The organism is Bacillus sp. RC240 (assembly GCF_044907945.1).
Classification (GTDB): domain Bacteria; phylum Bacillota; class Bacilli; order Bacillales; family Bacillaceae_G; genus Bacillus_A; species Bacillus_A mycoides.
In genome coordinates this window covers 200,622-224,923 of record NZ_JBIYCT010000003.1, presented here as the reverse complement: position 1 = coordinate 224,923, position 24,302 = coordinate 200,622, and the positions used below count along the sequence as shown (strand labels likewise).

25 protein-coding genes, 2 pseudogenes and 1 riboswitch are annotated in these 24,302 nt (G+C 34.8%); of the genes and pseudogenes, 24 read left to right on the top strand and 3 right to left on the bottom strand.

The genetic code is table 11. The features are described 5' to 3' along the window. Nucleotide 1 precedes the first annotated feature (1 nt). A complete protein-coding gene (locus tag ABH955_RS12795) occupies nucleotides 2–1,210 on the bottom strand; it encodes an ATP-binding protein (RefSeq protein ID WP_002126178.1) in 1,209 nt (402 codons plus the stop codon). A 208-nt stretch (nucleotides 1,211–1,418) separates the two neighbouring features. After that, nucleotides 1,419–1,462, top strand: a riboswitch (PreQ1 riboswitch). Between the two features lie 93 nt (nucleotides 1,463–1,555). Between ABH955_RS12795 and queC the strand changes: the two genes are divergently transcribed. Genes queC through queF form a run of 4 tightly spaced genes read left to right on the top strand, consistent with a single transcriptional unit; the run spans nucleotide 1,556 to nucleotide 3,934 of the window. Continuing rightward, nucleotides 1,556–2,218: a 7-cyano-7-deazaguanine synthase QueC gene (gene queC, locus ABH955_RS12790; RefSeq protein WP_404457288.1), complete on the top strand. Its 663-nt coding sequence runs from the start codon at nucleotides 1,556–1,558 to the stop codon at nucleotides 2,216–2,218. Next, the gene (gene queD / locus ABH955_RS12785) at nucleotides 2,218–2,709 is read left to right on the top strand and encodes a 6-carboxytetrahydropterin synthase QueD (protein WP_002011526.1); all 492 of its coding nucleotides are present in this window, start codon (nucleotides 2,218–2,220) and stop codon (nucleotides 2,707–2,709) included. Before queC ends, queD begins: the two co-directional genes overlap by 1 nt. Next, a complete protein-coding gene (queE, locus tag ABH955_RS12780) occupies nucleotides 2,702–3,418 on the top strand; it encodes a 7-carboxy-7-deazaguanine synthase QueE (protein ID WP_002086811.1) in 717 nt (238 codons plus the stop codon). The genes queD and queE overlap by 8 nt, the downstream gene beginning before the upstream one ends. Before the next feature lie 18 nt (nucleotides 3,419–3,436). After that, nucleotides 3,437–3,934 carry a preQ(1) synthase gene (queF, locus tag ABH955_RS12775; protein WP_002086808.1) on the top strand — a complete coding sequence of 166 codons (498 nt, stop codon included), beginning with the start codon at nucleotides 3,437–3,439 and terminating at the stop codon, nucleotides 3,932–3,934. A 50-nt stretch (nucleotides 3,935–3,984) separates the two neighbouring features. Here queF and ABH955_RS12770 read toward each other — a convergent pair whose 3' ends face one another. Then, entirely contained in the window at nucleotides 3,985–4,170 is a 186-nt protein-coding gene (locus tag ABH955_RS12770; RefSeq protein ID WP_002064385.1) for a YkvS family protein, read from the bottom strand. A 253-nt stretch (nucleotides 4,171–4,423) separates the two neighbouring features. Here ABH955_RS12770 and ABH955_RS12765 point away from each other — a divergent pair, with 253 nt between their 5' ends. Both ABH955_RS12765 and ABH955_RS12760 read left to right on the top strand, forming a co-directional pair. Then, on the top strand, nucleotides 4,424–4,582 hold the full coding sequence (locus ABH955_RS12765) for a hypothetical protein (protein ID WP_002086806.1): 159 nt from the start codon (nucleotides 4,424–4,426) through the stop codon (nucleotides 4,580–4,582). 81 nt (nucleotides 4,583–4,663) lie between these two features. Further along, nucleotides 4,664–5,266, top strand: a complete 603-nt coding sequence (locus ABH955_RS12760) for a histidine phosphatase family protein (protein ID WP_404445657.1) — start codon at nucleotides 4,664–4,666, stop codon at nucleotides 5,264–5,266. 60 nt (nucleotides 5,267–5,326) lie between these two features. Here ABH955_RS12760 and ABH955_RS12755 read toward each other — a convergent pair whose 3' ends face one another. Further along, entirely contained in the window at nucleotides 5,327–5,905 is a 579-nt protein-coding gene (locus ABH955_RS12755; protein WP_404445654.1) for a GNAT family N-acetyltransferase, read from the bottom strand. Between the two features lie 261 nt (nucleotides 5,906–6,166). On the opposite strand from ABH955_RS12755, the gene ABH955_RS12750 reads away from it, so the two are divergent. From ABH955_RS12750 to ABH955_RS12665, 18 genes and pseudogenes are all read left to right on the top strand, one after another. Next, nucleotides 6,167–6,361, top strand: a complete 195-nt coding sequence (locus tag ABH955_RS12750) for an abortive phage infection protein (protein WP_113936983.1) — start codon at nucleotides 6,167–6,169, stop codon at nucleotides 6,359–6,361. Nucleotides 6,362–6,386: 25 nt separating this feature from the next. Further along, the gene (locus ABH955_RS12745; protein WP_060750618.1) at nucleotides 6,387–6,704 is read left to right on the top strand and encodes a hypothetical protein; all 318 of its coding nucleotides are present in this window, start codon (nucleotides 6,387–6,389) and stop codon (nucleotides 6,702–6,704) included. A 478-nt stretch (nucleotides 6,705–7,182) separates the two neighbouring features. Further along, a complete protein-coding gene (gene nrdI / locus ABH955_RS12740) occupies nucleotides 7,183–7,542 on the top strand; it encodes a class Ib ribonucleoside-diphosphate reductase assembly flavoprotein NrdI (RefSeq protein ID WP_105584136.1) in 360 nt (119 codons plus the stop codon). Continuing rightward, nucleotides 7,529–8,227, top strand: a pseudogene (locus ABH955_RS12735) (ribonucleotide reductase N-terminal alpha domain-containing protein); the annotation flags it as partial. The gene nrdI and the pseudogene ABH955_RS12735, both read left to right, overlap by 14 nt. Before the next feature lie 401 nt (nucleotides 8,228–8,628). Then, nucleotides 8,629–10,014: pseudogene (locus tag ABH955_RS12730) on the top strand (ribonucleoside-diphosphate reductase subunit alpha); the annotation flags it as partial. A gap of 94 nt (nucleotides 10,015–10,108) precedes the next feature. Continuing rightward, nucleotides 10,109–11,077: a class 1b ribonucleoside-diphosphate reductase subunit beta gene (nrdF, locus tag ABH955_RS12725; protein ID WP_002011508.1), complete on the top strand. Its 969-nt coding sequence runs from the start codon at nucleotides 10,109–10,111 to the stop codon at nucleotides 11,075–11,077. Nucleotides 11,078–11,499: 422 nt separating this feature from the next. Further along, nucleotides 11,500–12,849, top strand: a complete 1,350-nt coding sequence (locus tag ABH955_RS12720; protein WP_016093021.1) for an APC family permease — start codon at nucleotides 11,500–11,502, stop codon at nucleotides 12,847–12,849. Between the two features lie 183 nt (nucleotides 12,850–13,032). Then, nucleotides 13,033–14,313, top strand: a complete 1,281-nt coding sequence (locus ABH955_RS12715; protein WP_113936984.1) for a Glu/Leu/Phe/Val family dehydrogenase — start codon at nucleotides 13,033–13,035, stop codon at nucleotides 14,311–14,313. 18 nt (nucleotides 14,314–14,331) lie between these two features. After that, on the top strand, nucleotides 14,332–14,622 hold the full coding sequence (locus tag ABH955_RS12710) for an SAV0927 family protein (protein ID WP_000762559.1): 291 nt from the start codon (nucleotides 14,332–14,334) through the stop codon (nucleotides 14,620–14,622). A 27-nt stretch (nucleotides 14,623–14,649) separates the two neighbouring features. Further along, nucleotides 14,650–14,898 carry a biotin/lipoyl attachment domain-containing protein gene (locus ABH955_RS12705; RefSeq protein WP_002011502.1) on the top strand — a complete coding sequence of 83 codons (249 nt, stop codon included), beginning with the start codon at nucleotides 14,650–14,652 and terminating at the stop codon, nucleotides 14,896–14,898. 144 nt (nucleotides 14,899–15,042) lie between these two features. Next, the gene (locus ABH955_RS12700; RefSeq protein WP_404491154.1) at nucleotides 15,043–17,172 is read left to right on the top strand and encodes a sigma 54-interacting transcriptional regulator; all 2,130 of its coding nucleotides are present in this window, start codon (nucleotides 15,043–15,045) and stop codon (nucleotides 17,170–17,172) included. A 390-nt stretch (nucleotides 17,173–17,562) separates the two neighbouring features. After that, nucleotides 17,563–19,056 carry an aldehyde dehydrogenase family protein gene (locus ABH955_RS12695; RefSeq protein WP_201055840.1) on the top strand — a complete coding sequence of 498 codons (1,494 nt, stop codon included), beginning with the start codon at nucleotides 17,563–17,565 and terminating at the stop codon, nucleotides 19,054–19,056. After that, on the top strand, nucleotides 19,057–20,430 hold the full coding sequence (locus ABH955_RS12690) for a putrescine aminotransferase (RefSeq protein ID WP_061675927.1): 1,374 nt from the start codon (nucleotides 19,057–19,059) through the stop codon (nucleotides 20,428–20,430). Between the two features lie 193 nt (nucleotides 20,431–20,623). After that, the gene (locus ABH955_RS12685) at nucleotides 20,624–21,004 is read left to right on the top strand and encodes a GntR family transcriptional regulator (protein WP_201055843.1); all 381 of its coding nucleotides are present in this window, start codon (nucleotides 20,624–20,626) and stop codon (nucleotides 21,002–21,004) included. After that, entirely contained in the window at nucleotides 21,001–21,699 is a 699-nt protein-coding gene (locus ABH955_RS12680) for an ABC transporter ATP-binding protein (RefSeq protein ID WP_088038198.1), read from the top strand. The genes ABH955_RS12685 and ABH955_RS12680 overlap by 4 nt, the downstream gene beginning before the upstream one ends. Further along, nucleotides 21,696–22,478: an ABC transporter permease gene (locus tag ABH955_RS12675; protein ID WP_088038200.1), complete on the top strand. Its 783-nt coding sequence runs from the start codon at nucleotides 21,696–21,698 to the stop codon at nucleotides 22,476–22,478. Before ABH955_RS12680 ends, ABH955_RS12675 begins: the two co-directional genes overlap by 4 nt. Before the next feature lie 14 nt (nucleotides 22,479–22,492). Then, on the top strand, nucleotides 22,493–23,395 hold the full coding sequence (locus tag ABH955_RS12670) for an ABC transporter ATP-binding protein (protein ID WP_002030591.1): 903 nt from the start codon (nucleotides 22,493–22,495) through the stop codon (nucleotides 23,393–23,395). Next, on the top strand, nucleotides 23,395–24,171 hold the full coding sequence (locus ABH955_RS12665; RefSeq protein ID WP_088038202.1) for an ABC transporter permease: 777 nt from the start codon (nucleotides 23,395–23,397) through the stop codon (nucleotides 24,169–24,171). Before ABH955_RS12670 ends, ABH955_RS12665 begins: the two co-directional genes overlap by 1 nt. Nucleotides 24,172–24,302: the final 131 nt, after the last annotated feature.

The following is a 24,302-nucleotide window of genomic DNA, read 5'->3' as shown; positions in this document are numbered from 1 at the left end:
ATCACGTTTTTTGTATGAGTGGGAAAGTTAATAAGAAGGTTGTACCTGTCCCTTTTTCGCTTATAATATCAATCTTTCCATCCATTGCTTGAATGACGCTGAAGACGACCATCATTCCGAGTCCGGTCCCTTTTTCTTTCGTTGAGTAGAAAGGTGATCCAAGGCGTTTTATTTGTTCTTGATCCATACCAACTCCTGTATCTTTTATATATAATTGTATATGTTTATGGTCTGGAACTAATGTAAGAATAAGGTCGCCACCTGTAGGCATAGCCTCAATACAATTTTTAAAAATATTTAATAAACATTGGTTCAGTTTTTGCTTTTCGCCAGCGATAAAGAAAGATGTACTTTGTTTTATATAATTTATACGAACATTTGCTAAATTAGCGAGAGGTGTGATCAAAGACAACGCATGAAGTAATTCTTCCTCTACTTGTAATTGTTGTTCTTTTTCAATACTCGGTTTTGCAAAAGTTAAGTAGTCTGTAAGAACGTGATTTGCTTGTTCGATACCATTAATGGCTATGTCGATATATAATTTTCGTTCTTTCTCAGAACATGTATCTGACTGTAAAAGTTGTAAAAAACCTTTCGTTGCAGTTAAAGGATTACGAATTTCATGAGAGATAGAAGCTGCCATTTCGCCGATTAAATGAAATTTCTCAGCGTTCATAAGTTCATTTTGGAGACGAACTTGCATTTGTAATATGTGTAGTAAATATAAAATAAGGATCGTGCCAATCATCGTACATAGTTCGTACACAATGATATGTGGTATATAATCTGCCTCATTTGTAACACTTGCAAGGAAAAATGGTATCCAACCAAATCCATAAGTAAGACTGTAAAAAATAGCAAGTGTTATTTTTATATGATTAGAACTTCGATTAAAAAATTTGTATGTTAATAGTAGAACAATAAATAGGAGAATAGAAGCGATAAAGGATGGAAACGCACCTATTCCTCCCAATAAAAAGCGATAAATGTTTAATACAGCTAAAATAGAACCACCAGCAATAGGCCCTCCCGTTAACGTGCCGACAATTAATACGATATGTCGCATGTCGAACTGAAAACCATTATTTGTTTTTGCTGCGAAAGTGATACATAGTATGGTAGCGAGGCAACACAATACAATAAATATGGCTGAATTTAATTTAGGAGATCGTTTCCCTTTCTGATTCCAAAATAAATGATATACGAGCATTGTAACGAGAATAGATAATATATTTAAAAAGAGGTAAATAATAAAGAGTTCCAGTGGGATGCCTCCTCTCTTCTAACATTAAATTAATCATACTATAAAATGAAATAAATGAAATGCGAAATAGCGGAAAAAATCAGAAATTTTTTCTGGTAGTATACAATATGTTACAATAATCTTTGTCAATGAAAGAAGAAATTCCGTGCACTGCATGGGAGAGGTTCGCGAACTCCCTCTATAAAAAACTATGGAAACAACAATATCATTAGGTATTGTTTTGTTTTTTTATTGTGACAGTTCAAGAACGTTCTTTCTTCTTATTCGTAGTAGAGAAGGAGAATGAGTGAAATGAAAAAAGAAAAAGCAGTTATTGTTTTTAGTGGTGGACAAGATAGTACAACATGTTTATTTTGGGCGATACAGCAGTTTGAAGAAGTGGAAGCTGTAACATTTAACTACAATCAACGTCATAAATTAGAAATTGATTGTGCAGTGGAAATTGCGAAAGAGCTAGGAATTAAACATACGATACTAGATATGAGCCTATTAAATCAACTTGCTCCAAATGCGTTAACGAGAACGGATATGGAGATTACACATGAAGAAGGTGAATTGCCATCAACATTTGTAGATGGACGAAATTTACTATTTTTATCATTTGCGGCTGTATTAGCAAAACAAGTTGGAGCACGTCATATTGTAACGGGTGTATGTGAAACTGATTTCAGTGGTTATCCAGATTGTCGTGACGTGTTTGTGAAATCATTAAACGTTACATTAAATTTATCTATGGATTATCCGTTTGTTATTCATACACCACTTATGTGGATTGATAAAGCAGAGACATGGAAACTATCTGATGAACTTGGAGCATTTGAGTTTGTTAGAGAAAAAACATTAACATGTTATAACGGAATCATTGGTGATGGTTGCGGTGAATGCCCAGCATGTCAACTTCGTAAAGCGGGATTAGATACGTATCTACAAGAACGCGAAGGAGCGAGCAACTAATGGATAACTTTTTTGGATTTCGCATCGTAGAAAATTTGCAAAAAATGGACAAGGATATTCAGCGTGAACAACTCAAATATCATAATAAAAGAGTAATGGTCAGCAAGGAATTTACATTTGACGCAGCGCACCATTTACACTGCTATGAAGGGAAATGTAAAAATTTACATGGACACACATATAAAGTCGTATTTGGAATTAGCGGATATGTAAATGAAATAGGCCTTGCAATTGACTTTGGAGATATAAAAGAGATTTGGAAAAATGAAATAGAAATTTATTTAGATCATCGTTATTTAAACGAAACATTGCCAGAAATGAATACGACTGCTGAAAATATGGTCGTTTGGATTTATGAAAAGATGGCAGAAGCATTAACGAAAGATAATCGTGCGAACGAATATAAGGGAGCTCGTGTTGAATTTGTTCGTCTTTTTGAGACGCCGACTAGTTATGCGGAAGTAAGACGGGAGTGGATGCTCGATGAGTAAAATCCCCGTCTTAGAAATATTTGGCCCAACCATTCAAGGAGAAGGGATGGTTGTAGGACAAAAGACAATGTTTATCCGTACAGCGGGCTGTGATTATAGCTGTGCTTGGTGTGATTCTGCTTTTACATGGGATGGATCGGCCAAAGATCAAATTAAACAAATGACACCGGAAGACATTTGGAATGAGCTTGTAGAAATTGGTGGAGAAAATTTTTCTCATGTTACGATTTCGGGTGGAAATCCTGTTTTGCTGAAAAATATGCAATTTCTTCTTTCTATATTAAAGGAGAATGGAATGCGAACAGCGGTAGAAACGCAAGGGAGTAAATGGCAAGATTGGTTGCTTCAAATTGATGAGGTAACGATTTCTCCAAAACCACCAAGTTCAACTATGAAAACAGATTTTCAGATGTTAGATTCTGTTATTCATAAACTAGCAGGGAAAGATTTTAGTTTAAAAGTAGTAGTATTCGATGATCAAGATTTTGAATATGCAGTTAAGATGCACGAGCGTTATCCGAATGTACCATTTTTCTTACAAGTAGGGAATGATGATACGAAAACAGTGGATGATGCGGTGCTTATAAAAAAACTATTAGAAAAATATGAGTGGCTTATTGAAAAAGCTGTGAATTGTAAAGAAATGAATGATGCGAAAGTACTGCCTCAGCTTCATGCGTTAGTATGGGGAAATAAACGAGGGGTATAATGAGAAGGGATGTTTAAAATGGCAGGAAGATTAGATGAAGATTTAAAAGATGTAACATTATTAGGAAATCAAAATACAAAATATTTATTTGAATATAGCCCGGAAATTTTAGAGGTATTTGATAATAACCATCCAAACCGTGATTACTTTGTAAAATTCAATTGTCCTGAATTTACAAGTTTATGTCCGAAAACAGGACAACCAGATTTTGCAACAATTTATATTAGCTACATTCCAGAACAAAGAATGGTAGAGAGTAAATCTTTAAAGCTATATTTATTTAGCTTCCGAAATCATGGTGACTTCCACGAAGATTGCATGAACGTTATTATGAATGATTTAATTAAATTAATGGATCCACGCTATATTGAGGTATGGGGGAAATTTACACCACGTGGTGGTATTTCAATCGATCCTTACTGTAACTACGGCCGCCCAGGAACTAAGTATGAGAAAATGGCAGACTACCGCATGATGAATCACGATTTATATCCAGAAAAGATCGATAATCGTTAATATAGAAAGAAAGGATCTGTATGATATACAGATCCTTTCTTTCTATTATATTATGCATGTTGATTAATGACAGTATAGTTTTTATGGCTTACAACTGTAAGAGGTTCCATATCTAGTTCTCTAAAATTCTCCATAATTGTTATATCAACAATAACGGAGTTTTGATTTACCTTTTGAACACGGCCTTGCATTCCACCTTTAAATTCAATGATATCTCCAGTTTCTGCGATCTGCATAAGCAACTCTCCTTGTTCCAGTTTTCCCAAAAAAAGAATAATTTGGGCTTTTTTATTTCTTCTTATTTTGAACTATATTTACTACTTTGTAAATGTTTCCAAAGTAAAAATTCGAAAAATATTCACTTTTTGTAAGAAAATATGTAAAAAATATTGTTTAGGAGAAGAATGATGAAAATGCATACATCTTTATACGGGAGTATAATAAAAGATACAATGACCTACTAAAGTGGGAGGAATTAGGGGATGGAAAATGATGTTTGAAATTGTGGGGAGCTTTATAGCGATTTTATTATTTTTATTTTCATATATACAGTTGAAGAAAGTGCGTCATCATGAAACAACTACATATTTTGATGGACTGGATGGTGTGCACACTTCGATAACACATGATAGTGGTGGGGATATATAGCTTTCTTTTTATGCATGGTATGATGGCAATAAGAAATAGTACGTAATATAGTTCGTAAGTGATGAATGGGGAGTGGAAAGAATGCGAATTTCTTTTATTCGTCATGGTCGTTTGGACAGTACTATAGAGCCAATGACAATTATTTCATTTCGTGAATGGATGAAGCAATATGATTTAGGGACTACAGTAAAAGAAACTCCTATACCAATTGAAACAATTGAGGCGATGGAATCAGCGAAACTGGTTGTAACGAGTGATCAAAGGCGCGCTGTACAGTCAGCGGCTGAGTTATTGGATTCCCTATCTTTTGTGCAAAATCCTCTTTTTAGGGAAGCTGAAGTTCCAACGAGTTTTTATGCTCCAAAATGGTTGAAATGTAAACCGAATGTATGGATGTTTATTGGACGTACACGATGGATAGTTGGTTATAGTAAAGAGGTTGAGTCTTATAAGGAAGTACGAGAAAGAGCAAGGCAAGCCGCTAATATGTTGCACCGCTATGCGCTCGTACATGGACATATTGCCCTTGTAGGTCATAGTTATTTTAATGCGATGATTGGGACTGAACTGAGGGCAATGGGGTGGTCTGGTTCGCCTATTTTCCATAAGAAGCCATGGGGATGTACAACGTATACATTTCATGAGGCGATGGATGGAAATGTATTAAATACAAAATTAATTTAAAAGAGGCTGTCCCTTTGGCAGCCTCTTTCTCTACATAACAAGTAAAAAAGAATTGTCCTTTTAAGATATAGAAACCAATGACCGTAATGGTTTTATTAGATGGGCATACGGTTCACCGACGAGCATAACGGTTTTATCTTCTTTGTAACCAAGTTTTTCATATAGTGAAAAAGCGCGTTTGTTTTCTAAATTAACAAGTAAGGCGATTTTTTCATGTCCTTTTTCAGTTGCATGAAGTTCAGCTGCATCGATTAATTTAGAGCCAATACCACGTCCACTGTACATACTTGAAACTGACAACGTGTCAATATAATACTCATCAAGTTCAGCTTCTTTTTCTAACGTAATGGATTCGTCTTCATGTAGTTCTCTTAAGTAGTGCATGATTGGTGCATCAAGTTGTTCAGCGTCACTACCGTGATAAACGACAATAACCCCAACTACCTTTCCACCTTGTTCAGCCACTAAACAGTTTTCATAGCTCAATCGATTATTTTCTTTTTCGAACCATGTTTCAAGTCCTAGTATTACTTTTGCTTCAACTGTGCTACCTGTGATTTTTTCAGCAATTTCGTGCAGAGCGTTATACAATAAAGGTGCTACTTCTACCGCATCTGTCTTTTTTGCTTTCCGAATCATAGTATCCCTCCTAGTTCTAAATGTATATTGTAGCATAAAATAAAATATCAAACAGTGATTTGGAACTTTGTTATACAGGGCATCAAAAAGTTTGATATAGAGAAGTAGCTATGTTAGTATATGATATTTAGTGCGAATATAATAAAGTGATATAGATATAAAAATAATGAAAGTGAATTACATAATAGTAACGGGATAATTTTACCGTTGTCGACCTATAGAAGATGCGATAAAATAAACTATTGCAGAGAGGTGAAATACATGGATGAACAATTAGCAAATACAATTTTGGATCAGCTGAAAAATGGTGAAATAAAGGAGTATGTTGCGACGAAAGATGTATTTTATACGTTCAGAGAAGTTGTTGTAAATCGAGAAGATTTTAAACATATTATCGGGAACGCACAGCGCGGTGGACAGGTCATTTATACATATTCAGAAACACCACGTTCATAAATAGAAGATAAAGGAGAGGAGAATTATGGGGGATTTTAAACAAGGCATATTGCCACATTGGGATTACATGTGGAAAGATAGAGCTGGGAATAGGTTTATGGGAATGGTTATGTATCCAGAGAAACGAAAATGTTCAGCAAAAATGCTTCAGAAAATAAAAAGAGCATATGAGCAAGCAATAGAAATTAAAGTAACTGTACAAGTTCAACATACATATCAGTACGTAGAAGGAATGATCGTATACTTTGATGAAGAAGCTCCTGTATGTACAATGCTCGATAAAGATGAGAATCCACATCATATATTTGTAAAAGATATTTTGCGTATTGAGCAGCCTGAATGATTTTTTTCATAAATAAATTGAAGTTCCATAATAATAATCTTTTTCTATAATAGTTATCTTTTAGTATGTAACGAGGAACGAAAGAGTATGTATAAATATTTAATAAAGTAAAATTGATAAATGTAATCGTTTTTTGGAACAGATTATCGTTTAAGGTCTGTTCTTTTTTGCGTGATGCTGGAGAAATATATTACTCCAGCATTTACTGTTTTATGACAAAAAATATTGTTAACTTTTTTTAAAATAAGGTTAAATTCGTTGACAAGTTTTTTGAAAAGCACTTTATTGACATGAGTTTTAGAATGTTGTTTCATAGTCTTTGTATTGAAAAAAATCGACGGTCATGTCGAAAAGTAAAAGTTAAAAAAAGAAAGAATTTATACATATATCTTGTGTCTTATTTTGAAACGTAATACAATATATAGAGAAATCAAGAAACGACATACAGAGAATATAGATTGGAGAGGGAGGGTCGGAAATGTTAGTTGCATATGATTCTATGACAGGAAACGTGAAGCGTTTCATCCACAAATTAAATATGCCGGCCGTTCAAATTGAAGAAGCTCTAGTATTAGATGAAGACTTTATTCTTATTACGTATACAACAGGTTTTGGCAATGTACCGGAACGTGTTTTAGACTTTTTAGAACGCAATAATGAAAAATTAAAAGGCGTATCTGCAAGTGGCAATCGTAATTGGGGAGACATGTTTGGTGCAAGTGCTGACAAAATTTCTACTAAATATGAAGTGCCTATTGTATCAAAATTTGAGTTATCTGGAACAAATAATGATGTAGAATATTTTAAAGAAAGGGTGCGGGAGATTGCGACACATTGAACTGAATAATGAAATCACGCAAATGCAGGACGGTTTTTATCAGCTTCATAAAGATAAAGAGGCATTAGAAGTCTTTATGGAAGAAGCTAGAGAGAATACCGTTCATTTTAATAGCGTGGCAGAGCGAATGGAGTATATGAAAGAACATGATTACTATTACAACGTTCTGGACGAGTATAGCTTGGAGGAAGTAGAAGGAGTTTATAACATCGCTTATGGTGAAAACTTCGAGTTCCAATCTTATATGGCAGCATCTAAGTTCTATAAAGATTATGCGTTAAAAACGAATGATCAAAAACAATACTTAGAAAGCTATGAAGATCGTGTAGCAATTGTTTCATTATACTTAGGACGCGGTGATGTTGCGAAGGCAAAACACTTCGCAAGCATGATTGTAAAACAAAACTACCAACCAGCGACACCAACCTTTTTAAATGCGGGACGAAGCAGAAGAGGAGAAATGGTGTCTTGTTTCTTGTTAGAGATGGATGATAGCTTAAATTCAATCGGCTTTAACATTAATACTGCAATGCAATTATCGAAAATCGGTGGTGGAGTAGCTTTAAACTTATCTAAGCTACGCGCACGTGGTGAGCAAATTAAAGGTATTGATAACGCCGCAAGTGGTGTAGTACCTGTTATGAAATTGCTTGAAGATTCGTTTTCATATGCGAATCAGTTGGGTTAACTTTATGGCTCAACTATAAAACCGGGTCAATTGCTGGAACGCCTGAGTATATCGAGGTAGGATACTACGAAGAAATTACGTAGCGACCCCTGAAAATCCAAGATTGCAGGAAATCAGCAGCCAAGCTCCTAAATCTATTAGATAAGGAGAAGGTTCAACGACCAAGTGGCTATGTAGGTGACTAAGTAGCTCGAACCTGGCTTCTCAAAACAACCAAATTCAAAGGGTGTATACAGTTATTATAGTTTATGCCATATTCATGTGCATCAAACATATGATAAATGGTTAAATGAAGAATTTGGCGAGAAGAAGATATGGTCTGAACTCTATAGCGATATAGAGAGGGTAGCAGAAATGACTATCCCCCATACGTTTTGACGATATGGAGTAACAATATGCAACGAAAAGGTGCAGGTGCAGTATACTTAAACATTTTCCATTGGGATATTATTGAATTCCTTGATACCAAAAAAATAAATGCCGATGAGAAGAGCCGTATTCAGTCTCTATCAATCGGAATTATCGTTCCAAGTAAGTTCTTTGAGCTTGCTGAGAAAAACGAACCTTTCCATGTTTTCGCGCCTTATACAGTATTTAAAGAGTACGGAAAACATTTAGATGATATAGATATCGACGAAATGTACGATGAATTAATGAGTAATCCGGAAGTGAAGAAGAAGCCACTAGATATTAGTGCGCGTGATATGCTTATTAAAATTGCTATGATTCAGCTGGAGTCTGGTTACCCATACTTAATGTTTAAATCAAATGCAAATAACCAGCATCCACTGAAGGATATTGGAACTGTGAAGATGTCGAACTTATGTACAGAAATCTTCCAGCTACAAGAAACTTCTGAAATAAATGATTACGGTACAGAAGACATTATCCGCCGCGATATTAACTGTAACTTAGGATCGTTAAATATCGTAAACGTAATGGAAAATAAAGAAATCCGTGAAGCAGTTCATGCGGGAATGGAAGCTTTAACAGCTGTTTCTGATATGACGATCATTCCGAATGCCCCAACTGTGAAAAAAGCAAATGATGAGCTTCATTCAGTTGGACTTGGAGCAATGAACTTACATGGATATTTAGCAAAAAATAAAATGGCTTATGAAAGTGCTGAAGCGAAAGAATTCGCTCGTACATTCTTTATGATGTTAAATTACTACTCGATTGAGAAAAGTATGGAGATCGCTAAAGAAAAAGGTGAAACATTTAAAGACTTCGATAAGTCTGATTATGCAAACGGCACATACTTTGAAAAGTATGAAACGACAGATTACAGCCCAGTAACTGAAACAGTTCAGCAATTATTTGAAGGAATTCATATTCCAACAAAAGAAGATTGGACAAGTTTAAAAGAGCAAGTACAGAAGAATGGTTTATACAACTCATATCGTCTTGCAATCGCTCCGACACAATCGATCAGTTACGTTCAAAATGCAACTTCAAGCGTAATGCCAATCGTAAGTCAAATTGAATCAAGAACGTATGCGAATGCGACAACATATTATCCAATGCCGTATTTATCAAAAGATACGTTCTGGTACTATAAATCTTCTTACGATATGAATCAGTTTAAATTAATTGATTTAATCGCAGAAGTTCAAGAACATATTGACCAAGGAATTAGTACTATTCTTTATGTTAATAGTGATATTTCAACACGTGAGTTAGCACGTTACTACATTTATGCACATAAAAAAGGCTTGAAGAGTCTTTATTATACGAGAACACGTAAATTAAGCGTGGAAGAGTGCGTGGCTTGTACCGTTTAATATAAAAAGTGAGACATTATGAGCAGGGTTTTTCTGAACCCTGCTCATGCTTAGTTATCAATTTTTTATGTTTATTTAGAGAAGGGGCGATTTAATGCGTGCGGTAAACTGGAACAAAAAAGAAGATGATTTTAGTTTAATGTTTTGGAAGCAAAACATCGCTCAGTTTTGGACAGAAGAAGAAATCGCAGTGTCTTCTGACAAGAATACTTGGGCACAATTATCAAAAGAAGAGCAAATTGCTTATAAGCGTGTATTAGGTGGTTTAACACTTTTAGATACGAAACAAGGTGGCGAAGGGATGCCACTTGTACTTGTTCATCTTGAAAATTTACAAGCGAAAAGTGTATTAGCTTTCATGGGCGCTATGGAAGAAGTACATGCGAAGAGTTACAGCCATATTTTCACAACGTTAGCTACTGAAGAAGAAATTGATGATATTTTTGAATGGGTAGATAACCATCCATTACTTGAGAAAAAAGCTGGTATTGTTACTAGTTACTATCGTCGCTTATTAAAGCCTGAAGTAACGAAAAAAGAGTTATACATGGCAATGGTAGCAAGTGTGTTCTTAGAAAGTTACTTATTCTATAGTGGATTCTTCTATCCACTTTACTTAGCAGGTCAAGGTAAATTGACGGCAAGTGGTGAGATTATTAACCTAATAATTCGTGACGAGTCAATTCACGGCGTATTCGTTGGTATTTTAGCACAACAAATCTTCACAGAACTTTCTGCAGAAGAGCAACAAGAAGTACAAACGGAAACGCAAGAGTTATTAATGGAACTGTATGAAATTGAATTGGCATATACAGAAGAAATTTACACTTCTATCGGTCTTGTAGAGGATGTAAATCGTTTCGTTCGTTACAATGCGAATAAAGGACTTATGAACTTAGGGCTTGAGCCGAAGTTTGAGGAAGAAGAAATTAACCCAATCGTTTTAAATGGTTTACGTACAGATACGAAAAACCATGACTTCTTCTCTGTAAAAGGAAATGGTTACGTAAAAGCAACGAATGTTGAAAAGTTAGCAGACGATGACTTCGTATTCAATTTTTAATATAGTGTTATAGAAAAAGCTGTCTTTATAGAAAAGACAGCTTTTTTGCTATGAATAGTTTACATAATGTTATTATTTCATGGAAATATTTTAATCTTGTAAAAGCCCAATTTTTTAGGAAGTGAGAATGAAAAAACAAGGATTAAAGTTGTATTTTTCATATTTAGTCGTATGAGAGATTGAATAACTTATGTCAAAATGAATAAAAAATGAGAAGAAATGAGGACCAACTCCACCTATACGTTCTTTCTAGTATTGAATTTTCAAATGCTAGAAATTTTGGCTTGAAAATTGCATGAATATTTAAAAAGTAACAAAAAGGGAGGTAATACTCGGTGTGATATATAGTTATTTGAAAACGCTTCCTTTTGATTGTCGATTTTTAAATGGAAATTAGATAGAGAACGTAGGAGGAATGATAGGTGGGGAAAGTAGTTGGTTTAAAACGTTCATTAGGGCTTTGGTCAATTGTTATGCTAGGGGTCGGGTATATGACACCGATGGTTGGGTTTGATACATTTGGAATCGTTTCTGAAAAAACGGGTGGTCATGTTCCAGGAGCTTATCTTATTGCATTAGCGGGGATGTTGTTTACCGCTGCAAGCTACGGCAAAATGGTAAAGGCTTTTCCTACCGCAGGATCTGCTTATACGTATACACAGAAGACAATTAGTGCAAGGCTTGGGTTTCTTGTTGGATGGTCCGCGTTATTGGATTATTTGTTTCTACCAATGGTGAACGCACTATTAACGAGAATTTATATGTCAGCATTTTTCCCAAGTGTTCCTAGTTGGGTATGGGTCATTGGCTTTGTTCTCCTGGTTACATTAATAAATATGATTAGCGTAAATGTTACTGCTAATTTCAATACGTTCTTAGTAATATTTCAAGTGTTAGTAATGGCCGTATTTGTTTTTCTAGTTATAAAAGGCTTATTAGCGGGAGAGGGAACAGGAGAAGTTTTTTCCATTCAGCCGTTTTTTCAATCAGATATACAAATATCACCGTTAGTTGCAGGTGCAACAATTCTTTGTTTCTCATTTTTAGGTTTTGATGCAGTAACTACATTTTCAGAAGAGACACCAAACGCCAAAAAAACAATTCCTCGAGCTATTTTTCTTACTGCTTTAATCGGCGGAGTTTTATTCATTACTACAACGTATTTTACACAATCTATGTTTCCAGATACATCTGTATTTAAAAATCAAGAATCAGCATCCCCAGAAATTGCGCTATATGTTGGCGGGAAATTATTTCAAGCTTTCTTTTTAGTAGGAACCCTTATGGGGACACTTGCGTCTGGTTTAGCTTCTCAAACAAGTGTATCCAGGTTATTATACGTAATGGGGCGAGATAATGTAATTCCGAAGAAAATATTCGGATACATTCATCCTCGCTGGAGAACCCCAGTATATAATATTATTTTTGTAGGAATTATTTCGCTCTTCGCTATATTCATTGATTTAGAAACAGCAGCATCTCTTATTAACTTTGGAGCGCTTATTGCATTTACATTTGTTAATTTGTCTGTAATTTCTTACTATATAATCAAGAAAAAAAGATATAAGACGATAAAAGATTTCTTAAATTACTTAGTTATGCCTATTTTGGGTGCTGCTACTGTAGCCGTACTATGGTTTAATCTCAATATCCATTCACTTATTTTGGGACTTTGCTGGGCTGCTATTGGAATTGGGTACCTTCTATATGTTACAAATATGTTCCGTTCAGCTCCTCCGCAAATGCATTTTGAAGAAGCACAGGAAATATAAAAAGAAAAAGGCATCGGATAAGTTCCGATGTCTTTTTTTTATATTTGATAATCATGCAGCATTGCATAAGTCATTCAAAGATTCATAAGTAAAGGGGATGACACGATATGATTAACGTAGTATTTTCACTTGGCACGATTATTGCTTTGTACAATTAGTAAAAATATAAAGAGGGGTGTTATCGTGCCGATTCAATCAGAAAAACATACAAATACAGTTGAAGTTGAAAATCCTTTAGAGGAATTTCAAGCTATATTAAAAGAGGCGCTTCATTTTTTAAGTTATCCAGACGAAGTATTCGAATTTCTGAAAAAACCGATGCGTTTTTTAGAAGTAAGCATTCCTGTTCGAATGGATGATGGAACAACAAAGGTATTTCAAGGGTATCGCGCTCAGCATAACGACGCAGCAGGGCCAACAAAAGGTGGTATTAGATTTCATCCAGATGTTACGGCAGAAGAAGTAAAAGCACTTGCTGGCTGGATGAGCTTGAAATGTGGAGTGACAGGACTGCCATATGGAGGCGCAAAGGGCGGGATTATTTGTAATCCACAGGAGTTGAGTTTTAGAGAACTAGAGTTACTGAGTCGTGGGTATGTAAGAGCAGTAAGTCAAATTGTGGGGCCGACGAAAGATATTCCAGCACCTGATATGTATACAAATGCGCAAATTATGGCTTGGATGCTAGATGAATATGACCATATCAGGGAGTTTGACTCTCCAGGCTTTATAACCGGGAAGCCATTAATGCTAGGAGGATCACAAGGGCGGGAAACAGCAACTTCTAAAGGTGTATTGTATACACTTCAGTTAGTAAGTGAGTTAAAACAAATTCCGCTACAAAATATGCGAGTTATTATTCAAGGGTTTGGGAATGTTGGAGGTTATTTGGCAAAATATTTATATGATATTGGTGTGAAAGTAGTCGGGGTATCAGATGCTATAGGAGGAATTTATAATCCAGACGGTCTAGATGTTCCTTATTTACTAGAAAACAGAGATTCTTTCGGTGTAGTATCGAATCTCTTTAGTAAAATAATTTCTAATCAGGAGTTGTTAGAAAAAGAATGTGATGTACTCATTCCGGCGGCAATTGGAGGAGTCATTACAAAACATAATGCAGGAAAGCTTGGATGTAAGATTATCATTGAGGCTGCAAATGGACCAACAACAAAAGAGGCGATAACCATGTTAGAAGAAAAAGGAATTTTGGTTGTTCCAGATATTTTAGCAAACTCTGGTGGCGTGATTGTTTCATATTTTGAATGGTGTCAAAATAACCAAGGATATTACTGGACAGAGCAATATGTTGATCAATGTTTAAAGGAGAAAATTACATCTAGTTTTTCTAACGTACTTGATACTTCTAAACGCTTTGGAGTAAATATGAAAATTGCTGCTTATATGGAAGGGGTTCGCAAGATTGTAGAAGCATCGCGTCTAAGAGGTTGGTTGCATTTTTAACCTAAAGGGAGGGCTAAAATGAAACTGGATATTTTATTAGAAGAAGTGGAGAGACAACAAATCGGTTATTACTGTATTGTGTCGAATAGTCATCGTTACGATATAGCTGTTACGTATTCGCAACAGTTTCTTGGAAAAGCAATGGTTACCTCAATTCAAAATGGGAGAATGGTTTTATTAAGCCAAGAAGATATTGGAGAGGAACAATATTGGGCAACAAGGTTAGGCATTGAGGTAGAGGACATAGAAGAGTTTCAAAGCTTTTTCTATATGATTCTTCAGTCACAAAGGTTAGAAGAACAATATTAATAGAATAAAAGAAAGGGATGATTGAGTATGTATTATGATATTATTACGAGTCCGTGTTATGGAATAATTGAAAAAGTGTCTATCGATAAGGATTCTCGAATTTATGAATGGGAGCCATTATTCGCTATTAAAGATATGAATGGTAAACTGGAAGTAATTAAGATGGGATGTAGTGGAGAAGTTCAATCTTTAGAAGTAGAAGCGGGAGATAAAGTAATTCCAGGTATGGTATTAGCTTATATTCAAGAAGATCTTTTCGTTAGTGGTAGTGATTAATAATAGAACTATGAGGAAGATGGAGGCACTCATCTTCCTTTTTTTATTAAATAAAGAAAGAAATGTTTTATTTTCAGATTAATTAAAAAAATCTGTTTTTAATGATACAATACAAATTAAATAGTTCAAAGGAGGAATAGCAGAATGTTTTCCATCGCTCATACAAAAATTAGACCCATAGTTTCTCTAACTATCGATCAATCTGAAAAGGAATGGAATATAGATGTTAAAAATATAAAAGAATCGTTTCTATTTTTAAAAAGAGGAGAGAAATTATTTGCATACGTTCATGTGAAGGATCTGCTATCAAATAGTAAGGAATTAACTTCTAAGCTATTACTTTCAAATGCTGTTTCACTAGATACAATATGTCATCTTAGTAAAGATATTTCTTTAACAGCTCTTTTTCAAATTATTGGAGCGCCGATTGCCATAGTAAAAAATGAAGTGGATGAGCTAACAGGATATATAAGAAGAGAGGATGTTTTTGCAGAACTATTTAAACAAGAAAATCAGAGTGTTGATATATTAAAAATTATTTTAACGTCTATTCCAATGGGGATTTTTGTAGTAGATCGTGAAAAGAAAATTGTAAATTGCAATGAGTCTGGTTTGAAGATGATTAAATCGACTCCTGAAAAAGTTATGAATGTACCAGCAAAACTGATTTTTAACGAAGAGCACATTAATAACGTATTTACAACGGGAAAAACGATCTTGAATCAATTACAAATCACAAATGAGATGGGTGTATTAGTTGACTATAGTCCAATTCCAAACTTTGATCAAAGTATTGAAGGAATGGTTATTATTGTGCAAGATTTGCCGATGGTCGAGGACATGGCGATGGAAATTGAATATATAAAGGATTTAAATAAAGATTTACATGCAATTTTGTCTAGCATTTATGATGAAATATTAGTTGTTAATCATAAAGGGGAATTAATTCGTTATAGTGAAACTGTTATCAATGATTTTTGGGGGAGTAATTTGAAGGACTTGTTAGGGAAAAATCTTTTAGACCTAGAAAAGAAAGGATTATTTAGTCCATCGGTTACGCGATTAGTGTTGGAAAAACAAAAAAAGGTATCAGTTGTACAAGAAACAAAAAGCGGAAGAAAAATATTAGCAGTTGGAAACCCTGTATTTAATGAAAACGGAGAGCTTCATCGTATTATTATTGCCTCCAGGGATATTACCGAAGCAACGAGATTGAAGACGGAATTACATGAAATAAAGAAGATATCAGAGCAATATAAGAAGGAGTTAGATGACTTTAAAAATAAAGATCGTTTTCTTAAGAAGCTTATCTACTGTAGTCCGAAAATGGAGCAAATTATTAACCAAGCTAAAAAAATAGCAGATTTTTCTTCCAATGTTCTTATTTCTGGAGAATCTGGCGTCGGAAAAGAAGTAATTGCTCAGGCAATTCATCAACTTGGAAACCGATCTTCAAAGCCATTTTTAAAATTAAATTGTGGTGCAATTCCAGAAACTTTGCTAGAAAGTGAACTATTTGGTTATACGAAAGGTGCTTTTACAGGAGCCGATAAAAATGGAAAAGAAGGATATTTTAAGCGGGCGGATCAAGGTATTTTATTTTTAGATGAAATTGGAGAAATGCCTTTACATTTGCAAGTAAAATTGCTTAGAGTCCTGCAGGAACAAGAAGTAATTCCTATTGGAAGTACAACACCTATGAAAATAAATGTACAAATTATTGCTGCTACAAATAAGAGCCTTGAAAAGATGGTCGAATCTGGAACATTCCGTGAAGATTTATTTTATCGGCTAAATGTAATTCCACTGCGAGTTCCTTCTCTACGAGAGCGAATGGAAGATGTTCCGGTACTTGCCTTTCATTTCTTACAACAGTTAAATGAAAAATATAATAAAAATTATCATTTAACTCCAGATGCGCTTAGCTTACTAGAGTTTTACTCATGGCCAGGAAATGTACGTGAATTACAAAATATGATTGAACGTTTAGTAGTATCAGCAGACGATCCAGTAATTGAAGCGGAGTTTGTTAGTAAGTTTTTAACAACTGGTTATGACTTTAAAAAATCAAAACCAGTTATTACAAGAGTATTACCATTACAAGAAGCACTACATTCTGTAGAAGAACAATTGATTTTACTTGCAATGAAGCAGTACAAAACAACGACTAAGGCTGCAAAAGCTCTTGGAATCAGCCAATCTTCAGTGAGTCGCAAATATCAAAAGATTGTTAGTGAAAAAGAGATAGCGGCTGATATCATCTCATATTCCTAAAAAAGGAGAAGGTCACATAGACTTCTCCTTTTTGTGTGTGCTCAGCATGTACATATTCTCTGGGATTCAAGTCCCGAGTGGTGAAGGCGGTAGCGGAAATGATTAAAGTTTCACTTTATGCAAAATGGAATAGTGTATGCGGAAATGCATAAAATGTTTGTTGTTTTTAAGAAAATAGTCAGTTTATCCCGCTATTTGTGGGCAGTAAAACTCCCACCTCAAAATTCAGATGGAGCAAAGAAGTTAGGTGGAAGCCCTGCTGTCCGTAAATGCCCGATTGGTGAGGGCTAATTAAAGTTTCACTTTATGTATGATTCTTTTGAATTTTAAATATTGGCATGGAAATTGCTTATAAATATATAAACGATCGATGAAGGGGGATTCAATATAGTGCTAGATTTAAAAATGTATGTAAACGGTGAATGGAGAGACTCTAGTGATCAAGAAAAAAGAACGATTATTAACCCTGCGAATGGCAAGGGTATAGCATATGCACCTGAGGGAACGATTGAGGATGCAAAATACGCGATAGAAGTGGCAAGAACGGCTTTCGATAGCGGAATTTGGTCAGCAACATCCACTGCTGAAAGGGCATCATATTTATTTAAAATAGCAGATGAAATTGATAAAAATATGGAAGAATTAGTATACCTTGAAACAATGGATAATGGAAAAACGTACCGTGAGGCAGAAGGAGATATTGGAGATGCAGCGGCTTGTTTTCGCTATTATGCCGGATTGATTACAAAGCCAGATGGTCAAACATATCATGTAGCCGATCCGATGCAAGCGATGGTTGTAAGAGAGCCAGTTGGTGTTTGTGGATTAATTGTTCCATGGAATTATCCGCTATTGATGAGTGTATGGAAAATTGCACCTGCTTTAGCAGCTGGAAATACCATTGTGTTTAAACCTTCTGAAGTGACACCAATCACTGCAACAAAACTATTCGAAATCATTGAAAAAGTAGGGCTACCAAAAGGTGTTGCCAATATGGTAATGGGGGCCGGTCCAATAGTAGGAAATGAAATTGCAGCGAGTAATAAAGTGGACATGATTTCCTTTACAGGTGGAACAAAAACAGGTAAGCACATTATGAGAACAGCGGCAGATAATATGAAAAAGATTTCGTTAGAACTTGGAGGGAAATCTCCAAATATTATTTTTGCAGATGCAGATTTTGAGACCGCTATTGATTATGCTCTATTCGGTATTTATGCAGGTAGCGGACAAGTATGTTCAGCAGGATCAAGAATCCTTGTCGAAGAAAATATTTATGATAAATTTGTTAATAGTTTTGTAGAGCGAGCACAGCAAATTAACGTTGGGCCTGGTGATAATCCAGAATCAGAAATGGGGCCACTTGTAAGTCAAGAACATATGGAAAAAGTATTGCGTTACATTGAAATCGGGAAAGACGAAGGTGCAAACGTTGCTTGCGGAGGTAGACGAATAATGGAGGATGGAAAAGGTGATGGTTTCTTTATTGAACCAACAGTCTTTGTCAATGTAAAACCTGATATGCGTATTGTCCAGGAAGAAATCTTCGGTCCTGTTGTAGTAATTCAAAAGTTTAAAGACGAACAGGAAGCAATTGAGTTGGCAAACGGTACAGACTATGGTTTGGCTGGAGGAGTATTTACAGTTGATGGTGCAAAAGCAATGCGTGTGATTCGCAAACTTCGCGCAGGAATTACGTGGATTAATAGTTATCATCCAACATACAATGAGGCACCTTGGGGCGGATATAAGCAAAGTGGTATAGGTCGTAGTCTAGGGACGTTTGGGTTAGAAGAATTTCAAGAAATTAAGCAGATTAATATAAATCTAGAAGTAGAGCCAATAGGTTGGTTTGCAAATAAAAAAAATGTAGGAGTGAATTAGATGGAAACGAACGTGAAAAATAAATTGAATGAGAAAGAATCAAATGTAAATGAGTATATTACGAAAGTACTACAGTTAATTGAAAAAGAAAAGGTTACTGAAGAAGAGGCAAACTGGATTCAAAAAGAAACAGTAGACGGATTTAGAGAGCATGTAAACCCTGGTTTTCTTGCTTATAGAAAAACAGTAACAAAAGATGGACAATTTGCAGCAGTAGAGTGGTCAGATGAAGGATCTTGTTTCATGGATATTAACGGTAAAAGATATATTGACTGTTTAGGTGGATTTGGAATTTATAATGTTGGTCACCGTAATCCGAAAGTGGTAAAAGCTGTGACAGATCAATTAAAACGTCAAGCATTACACAGTCAGGATTTACTGGATCCACTTCGAGCAATGCTTGCAAAGATTTTAGCGGATATTACACCTGGTGATTTGAAATACGCCTTCTTCACAAATAGTGGAACAGAAAGCGTAGAGGCAGCATTAAAACTAGCAAAAATGTATAGTGAACGAACAACTTTCATTGCTACAACGCGTGCTTTCCATGGTAAGAGCCTTGGTGCTTTATCTGGGACGGCAAAAGGAATGTTCCGTAAGCCATTTTTACCATTAATTCCGGGTTTCCGTCATGTTCCGTTTGGCGATATTGATATGATGAGAAAAACATTTGAGACATGTGCATTAGTGGGAGAAGATGTTGCAGCAGTTATTTTAGAACCAATTCAAGGAGAGGGCGGTATTATTTTACCTCCAGAAAATTATTTGAAACAAGTACGAGAGCTTTGTGATGAGTTTGGATCACTCCTTATCTTTGATGAAGTACAAACTGGAATGGGACGTACAGGAAAAATGTTTGCTGCAGAATTATATGATGTCGTGCCGGATATTATTTGTCTTGCGAAGGCGTTTGGTGGAGGTGTAATGCCAGCGGGAGCTATTGTTGCGAAAGAAACAGTATTCAAAAGTTGGTTTGAAAATCCATTTATGCACACAACAACGTTTGGCGGGAATCCTCTTGCATGCGCTGCTGCAATTGCAACAATTCATGTATTATTGGAAGAGAAATTACCGGAACGAGCGATGGAAGTTGGGGAGTATTTCTTAAATGGATTGAAACAAGCAGCAGAAGGACATGAAGATAAAATCTTTGAAATCCGTGGTCAAGGTTTAATGATTGGGATTGAATTCCATAAAGACGAGATTGGTTATGAAGTGTCAAAGGCGATGTTTGATCAAGGTATTCTTGTTGCGGGAACATTAATTAATTCAAAAACAATTCGTATTGAACCATCCCTTACAATTAGCTATGAAGAAGTAGATACAGTTATTAATACGTTTAAATCTGTGCTAACTCAAGTAAAAGTAAAATAAATTTCGCATAAGATTATATGTGAATTCAAACGATTGAAACTATAATTAGAATAGATTTACTTATATTGTATTACAGGAAGGCAGTGTAACGAAAAGTTACACTGCCTTTTTATTACATTTTTTGTTTTAAGTATTTACATGTAATTTGTCTTAGTGTACTATTTAACTAACACACTAAGACAGGAGGGGAGAAATGAAAATCGAGTTTTCTCCAAATACACCAATTTACATTCAAGTAATGGAATACATAAAGAAAGAAATTGTAACGGGTCATTTATCGCCTGGTGATAAAATTCCCTCTGTACGTGAATTAGCGAGTGAATTACAAGTAAATCCAAATACGATTCAACGTACATTTCAAGAGTTAGAGCGGGATGGAGTTGTAGTAACACGTAGAGGAATGGGACGATATGTAACGAATGAAGGGGAGAAGATTATGGAGCTGCGAAAAGATATGGCGAAAGAATTACTTCATTCTTTTATAGATGGAATGGACAATTTAGGTTTTTCAGAAGAAGAAATTCTTACAATCCTTCGTTCTTCATTACATGAGAAAAGGGAGGAGAGCGAATGACAGAGTTATTAAAAATAGAAAATCTATGGAAGCGGTACGGATTAAAAGCAGTGATCCGTGAGTTAAACATAGAGATTACAGAAGGAAAAATCGTTGGGCTTGTTGGAGATAACGGAAGCGGGAAAACGACGTTATTAAAAATGATTGCAGGATTGCAGCATCCTTCTGAAGGCAGCATAGTAATTAACGGTAAAAAAGTAGGGTTAGAGACGAAAGAAATCGTTTCATTTATGTCTGATAAGCCAGTCTTTGATGATTGGATGACTGTAAAAGATGCCCTATTTTTCTATCGAGATTTTTATAAAGACTTTGATATTCAAAGAGCAGTAGATACGATTGCAGAATTTAAAATACCGTTAGAAGAAAAAATTATAGCATTATCAAAAGGGATGATTGAAAAGCTTCAAATTATTTTAACATTTTCTCGAAAAGCGAAGTTATATGTACTAGATGAACCACTTGGCGGGATTGATCTTGTTTCTAGAAAACACGTATTAGATCTCATTCTACAATTTTATAGAGAAGATTGTACCATACTAATCTCAACTCATTTAATAAATGAAGTTGAAAATATTTTTGATGAGGTAATCTTTTTAAAAGATGGAGAAATTGTATTGTATGAAAATGTAGAAGAACTTCGTTTTCAGAGAGGAAAAGCAGTTCATGAATTGTTTAAGGAGGTGTTTAGTAAGTGAAGTCAATATTGTCCTATTTGTGGAATGTGAATAAGAAAAGATACATTGTCGCTTTTTTACTTTTTGTGCTAATTGAAGCTGTTTTGTTTTCACAAATGATTGTAAGGAAGAGTGATGCGGCTATCGATAGACAAGAGGGCATATTTGGAATCATTATGATTATATTTATTTTTTATGCCATTTATATGTTTATACAAACAATGAAATCATATTCACGCTTACTGACTAATCCAATGTTACGTCTTACAGCACTATCTGGGAAACAATATGTGTTTTCTATGCTTATCTTCTTTTATATTGTGATGGCTATGTGGTATGGAATAGTTGGGATTCTTTTCTACGTAGGTTATGTATTAGCATTTCCTACGACGTATGTATATATAGATGCAAAAGAGATTTTGCAAGCAGGCATTATTAATAATTTAATATATACAATGAGTGATTTATTTGAGTTTTTATTTGCGGTGTTACAAATTTTATTAGTAGTTACTTTAGTTAAATTGCTGACTAAAAAGAAAAAGGCACAAAATATACTGATAGTAATTATTTCTTTAGTAATAAATATAGCCTTTACTTTAGTCTCCGTATTGTTAGGGAAATTAATCCCAACTTTCCAATGGTTGCGGAGAGATGAATATAAGAGTGAAAGCGGAAATCTGCTTATAGATATGTTTAATAATAATGGGTTTAATGCTCTTAATATAAGTTTTATGCTAATTGCTAGTATTTTAATCGTTTATTTAATCGCTTATATTATCGACAAAAAACTAGAAGTTTAAAGGAGGAATCATCATTGGGAAATGTAGTAGTGAAATTAGAAAATGTCCGAAAAAAAATCGGTAGAACAGAAATTATTCGGGGCTTATCATTTGAGGTTCGAGAAGGAGAGGTATACGGATTCCTTGGACCGAACGGTAGCGGTAAGACAACGACAATTCGTATGATGACAGGTCTTATTTCTATGACAGAAGGCGATATTACAATTTGTGGTCATAGTATTCGCACAGAGCGTGAAAAGGCGCTAGAGCAAATTGGAGCGATTGTAGAAAATCCCGAGCTATATGATTATATGACTGGAATGCAAAATTTAAAGCATTTTGCGAACATGGCGATTACCCCAATTAGTAAAGAGCGCATCGCTGAAATTGTAAAGCTTGTTGAATTAGAGCATGCGATTCATAAAAAGGTGAAAACATACTCACTTGGTATGAAACAGCGTTTAGGAATTGCGCAGGCGTTACTTCATCAGCCGAAAATCTTAATTTTAGATGAACCGACAAATGGATTAGATCCAGCTGGTATTCGCCAAATTCGTGATTATTTACAACGATTAGCGAAAGAAGAAAATATTGCAGTCATTGTATCAAGTCATTTATTAAGTGAAATTGAATTAATGTGTGATCGTGTAGTTATTATAAAGCAAGGTGAGTTTGTACAAGAGTATAACTTACATGAACAAGCGAAGCATGATGAAACAGTTGTAGTTGCATTTGAAGTAGATCAAGTTCAAAAAGCGAACGAAATTATTAAAGGTAAAGTACAAGGAAATGTAGCTGTGGCATCTGTAATGAAAGAAGAGATTCCGCAAATTGTAAAACAGTTAGTGAATGCTGATGTACTCGTATACGGTGTTACTGTTCAAAATAAAACGTTAGAGGATGAGTTCTTAGCGATTACAGGGGGAGTGAAAGCGTAATGTTTAAATTAATTCAAAATGAATTTTTAAAGTTACATGCGAAAAAAGGTATGTACATTTTAATAGGTGTAATTGCAGCATTGGAGATTTTGGGAGTTTTAGCGATGCTGAAATGGGGAGGAGGAAATGAGTTTAAAGGATCATATTTAGATTTTGTAAGTTCAGAGATTGGTTTAATTACCTTATTTGCAACAATTTTTGGAATTACGATTGCGTCTCGTACAATTACTGATGAGTTCCAAAAAGGTACAATTAAGCAGTTATTAATCCGTCCGAGAAAACGAATTACAGTTTTGTTCTCTAAATATATTACAGTGTTACTTACTATATTATTTATCATATTTGCTAGCACGTTAATCGCAATGATTATTGGCGGGATTGTAATGGATGGTAGTAAAACAGGAGTAACGTTAGGAATCGTAATGAAGTCCATTTTATATCAAGTACTTTCACCGTTCTTCTTTGCAACTCTTTCATTTTGCTTAGCTAATGTATTTAGAAATTCTGTATTACCATTAATTATTACGATGTTCCTATTTTTCTTACAAGGACCAATTAATATGGTACTAATGATGTTTGCAAAAGGTGTAGCGAAATTTGTGGTGTTTTTCCATTTAAATTTAAGTGTTTACGACAGTAATAAATTAGTAAGTGGCGGAGTAGAACCACCATTTACAGAATTTACGTTTACAACTTCATTATTACTTGTGGTTGCATATTTTGCTGTATTACTTGTAGCATCAAGTGTATTATTCCAAAAACGTGACGTATTATAGTAGAAAAAATCCCCGTGTTAACGGGGATTTTTATTAACCAGCTTTTTTGATTTATGTAGCTTTTAAGTGTGGCAGATACATATTTACTTAGGAACATAATTATAACTAAGTTGAAGAACATTGATATGGTA

Excerpts from the sequence above, each read along its gene's own strand:
- ABH955_RS12745 (WP_060750618.1), top strand. The coding sequence starts at position 6,387 with ATGGGGGATTTTAAACAAGGCATATTGCCACATTGGGATTACATGTGG.
- ABH955_RS12770 (WP_002064385.1), bottom strand. The coding sequence starts at position 4,170 with ATGCAGATCGCAGAAACTGGAGATATCATTGAATTTAAAGGTGGAATG.
- ABH955_RS12705 (WP_002011502.1), top strand. The coding sequence starts at position 14,650 with ATGTATTATGATATTATTACGAGTCCGTGTTATGGAATAATTGAAAAA.
- nrdF (WP_002011508.1), top strand. The coding sequence starts at position 10,109 with ATGCGTGCGGTAAACTGGAACAAAAAAGAAGATGATTTTAGTTTAATG.
- ABH955_RS12680 (WP_088038198.1), top strand. The coding sequence starts at position 21,001 with ATGACAGAGTTATTAAAAATAGAAAATCTATGGAAGCGGTACGGATTA.
- ABH955_RS12750 (WP_113936983.1), top strand. The coding sequence starts at position 6,167 with ATGGATGAACAATTAGCAAATACAATTTTGGATCAGCTGAAAAATGGT.
- ABH955_RS12700 (WP_404491154.1), top strand. The coding sequence starts at position 15,043 with ATGTTTTCCATCGCTCATACAAAAATTAGACCCATAGTTTCTCTAACT.
- queD (WP_002011526.1), top strand. The coding sequence starts at position 2,218 with ATGGATAACTTTTTTGGATTTCGCATCGTAGAAAATTTGCAAAAAATG.
- ABH955_RS12760 (WP_404445657.1), top strand. The coding sequence starts at position 4,664 with ATGCGAATTTCTTTTATTCGTCATGGTCGTTTGGACAGTACTATAGAG.
- ABH955_RS12755 (WP_404445654.1), bottom strand. The coding sequence starts at position 5,905 with ATGATTCGGAAAGCAAAAAAGACAGATGCGGTAGAAGTAGCACCTTTA.
- queC (WP_404457288.1), top strand. The coding sequence starts at position 1,556 with ATGAAAAAAGAAAAAGCAGTTATTGTTTTTAGTGGTGGACAAGATAGT.
- queF (WP_002086808.1), top strand. The coding sequence starts at position 3,437 with ATGGCAGGAAGATTAGATGAAGATTTAAAAGATGTAACATTATTAGGA.
- ABH955_RS12765 (WP_002086806.1), top strand. The coding sequence starts at position 4,424 with ATGATGTTTGAAATTGTGGGGAGCTTTATAGCGATTTTATTATTTTTA.
- ABH955_RS12795 (WP_002126178.1), bottom strand. The coding sequence starts at position 1,210 with ATGCTCGTATATCATTTATTTTGGAATCAGAAAGGGAAACGATCTCCT.
- nrdI (WP_105584136.1), top strand. The coding sequence starts at position 7,183 with ATGTTAGTTGCATATGATTCTATGACAGGAAACGTGAAGCGTTTCATC.
- ABH955_RS12710 (WP_000762559.1), top strand. The coding sequence starts at position 14,332 with ATGAAACTGGATATTTTATTAGAAGAAGTGGAGAGACAACAAATCGGT.
- ABH955_RS12685 (WP_201055843.1), top strand. The coding sequence starts at position 20,624 with ATGAAAATCGAGTTTTCTCCAAATACACCAATTTACATTCAAGTAATG.
- ABH955_RS12690 (WP_061675927.1), top strand. The coding sequence starts at position 19,057 with ATGGAAACGAACGTGAAAAATAAATTGAATGAGAAAGAATCAAATGTA.
- ABH955_RS12665 (WP_088038202.1), top strand. The coding sequence starts at position 23,395 with ATGTTTAAATTAATTCAAAATGAATTTTTAAAGTTACATGCGAAAAAA.
- queE (WP_002086811.1), top strand. The coding sequence starts at position 2,702 with ATGAGTAAAATCCCCGTCTTAGAAATATTTGGCCCAACCATTCAAGGA.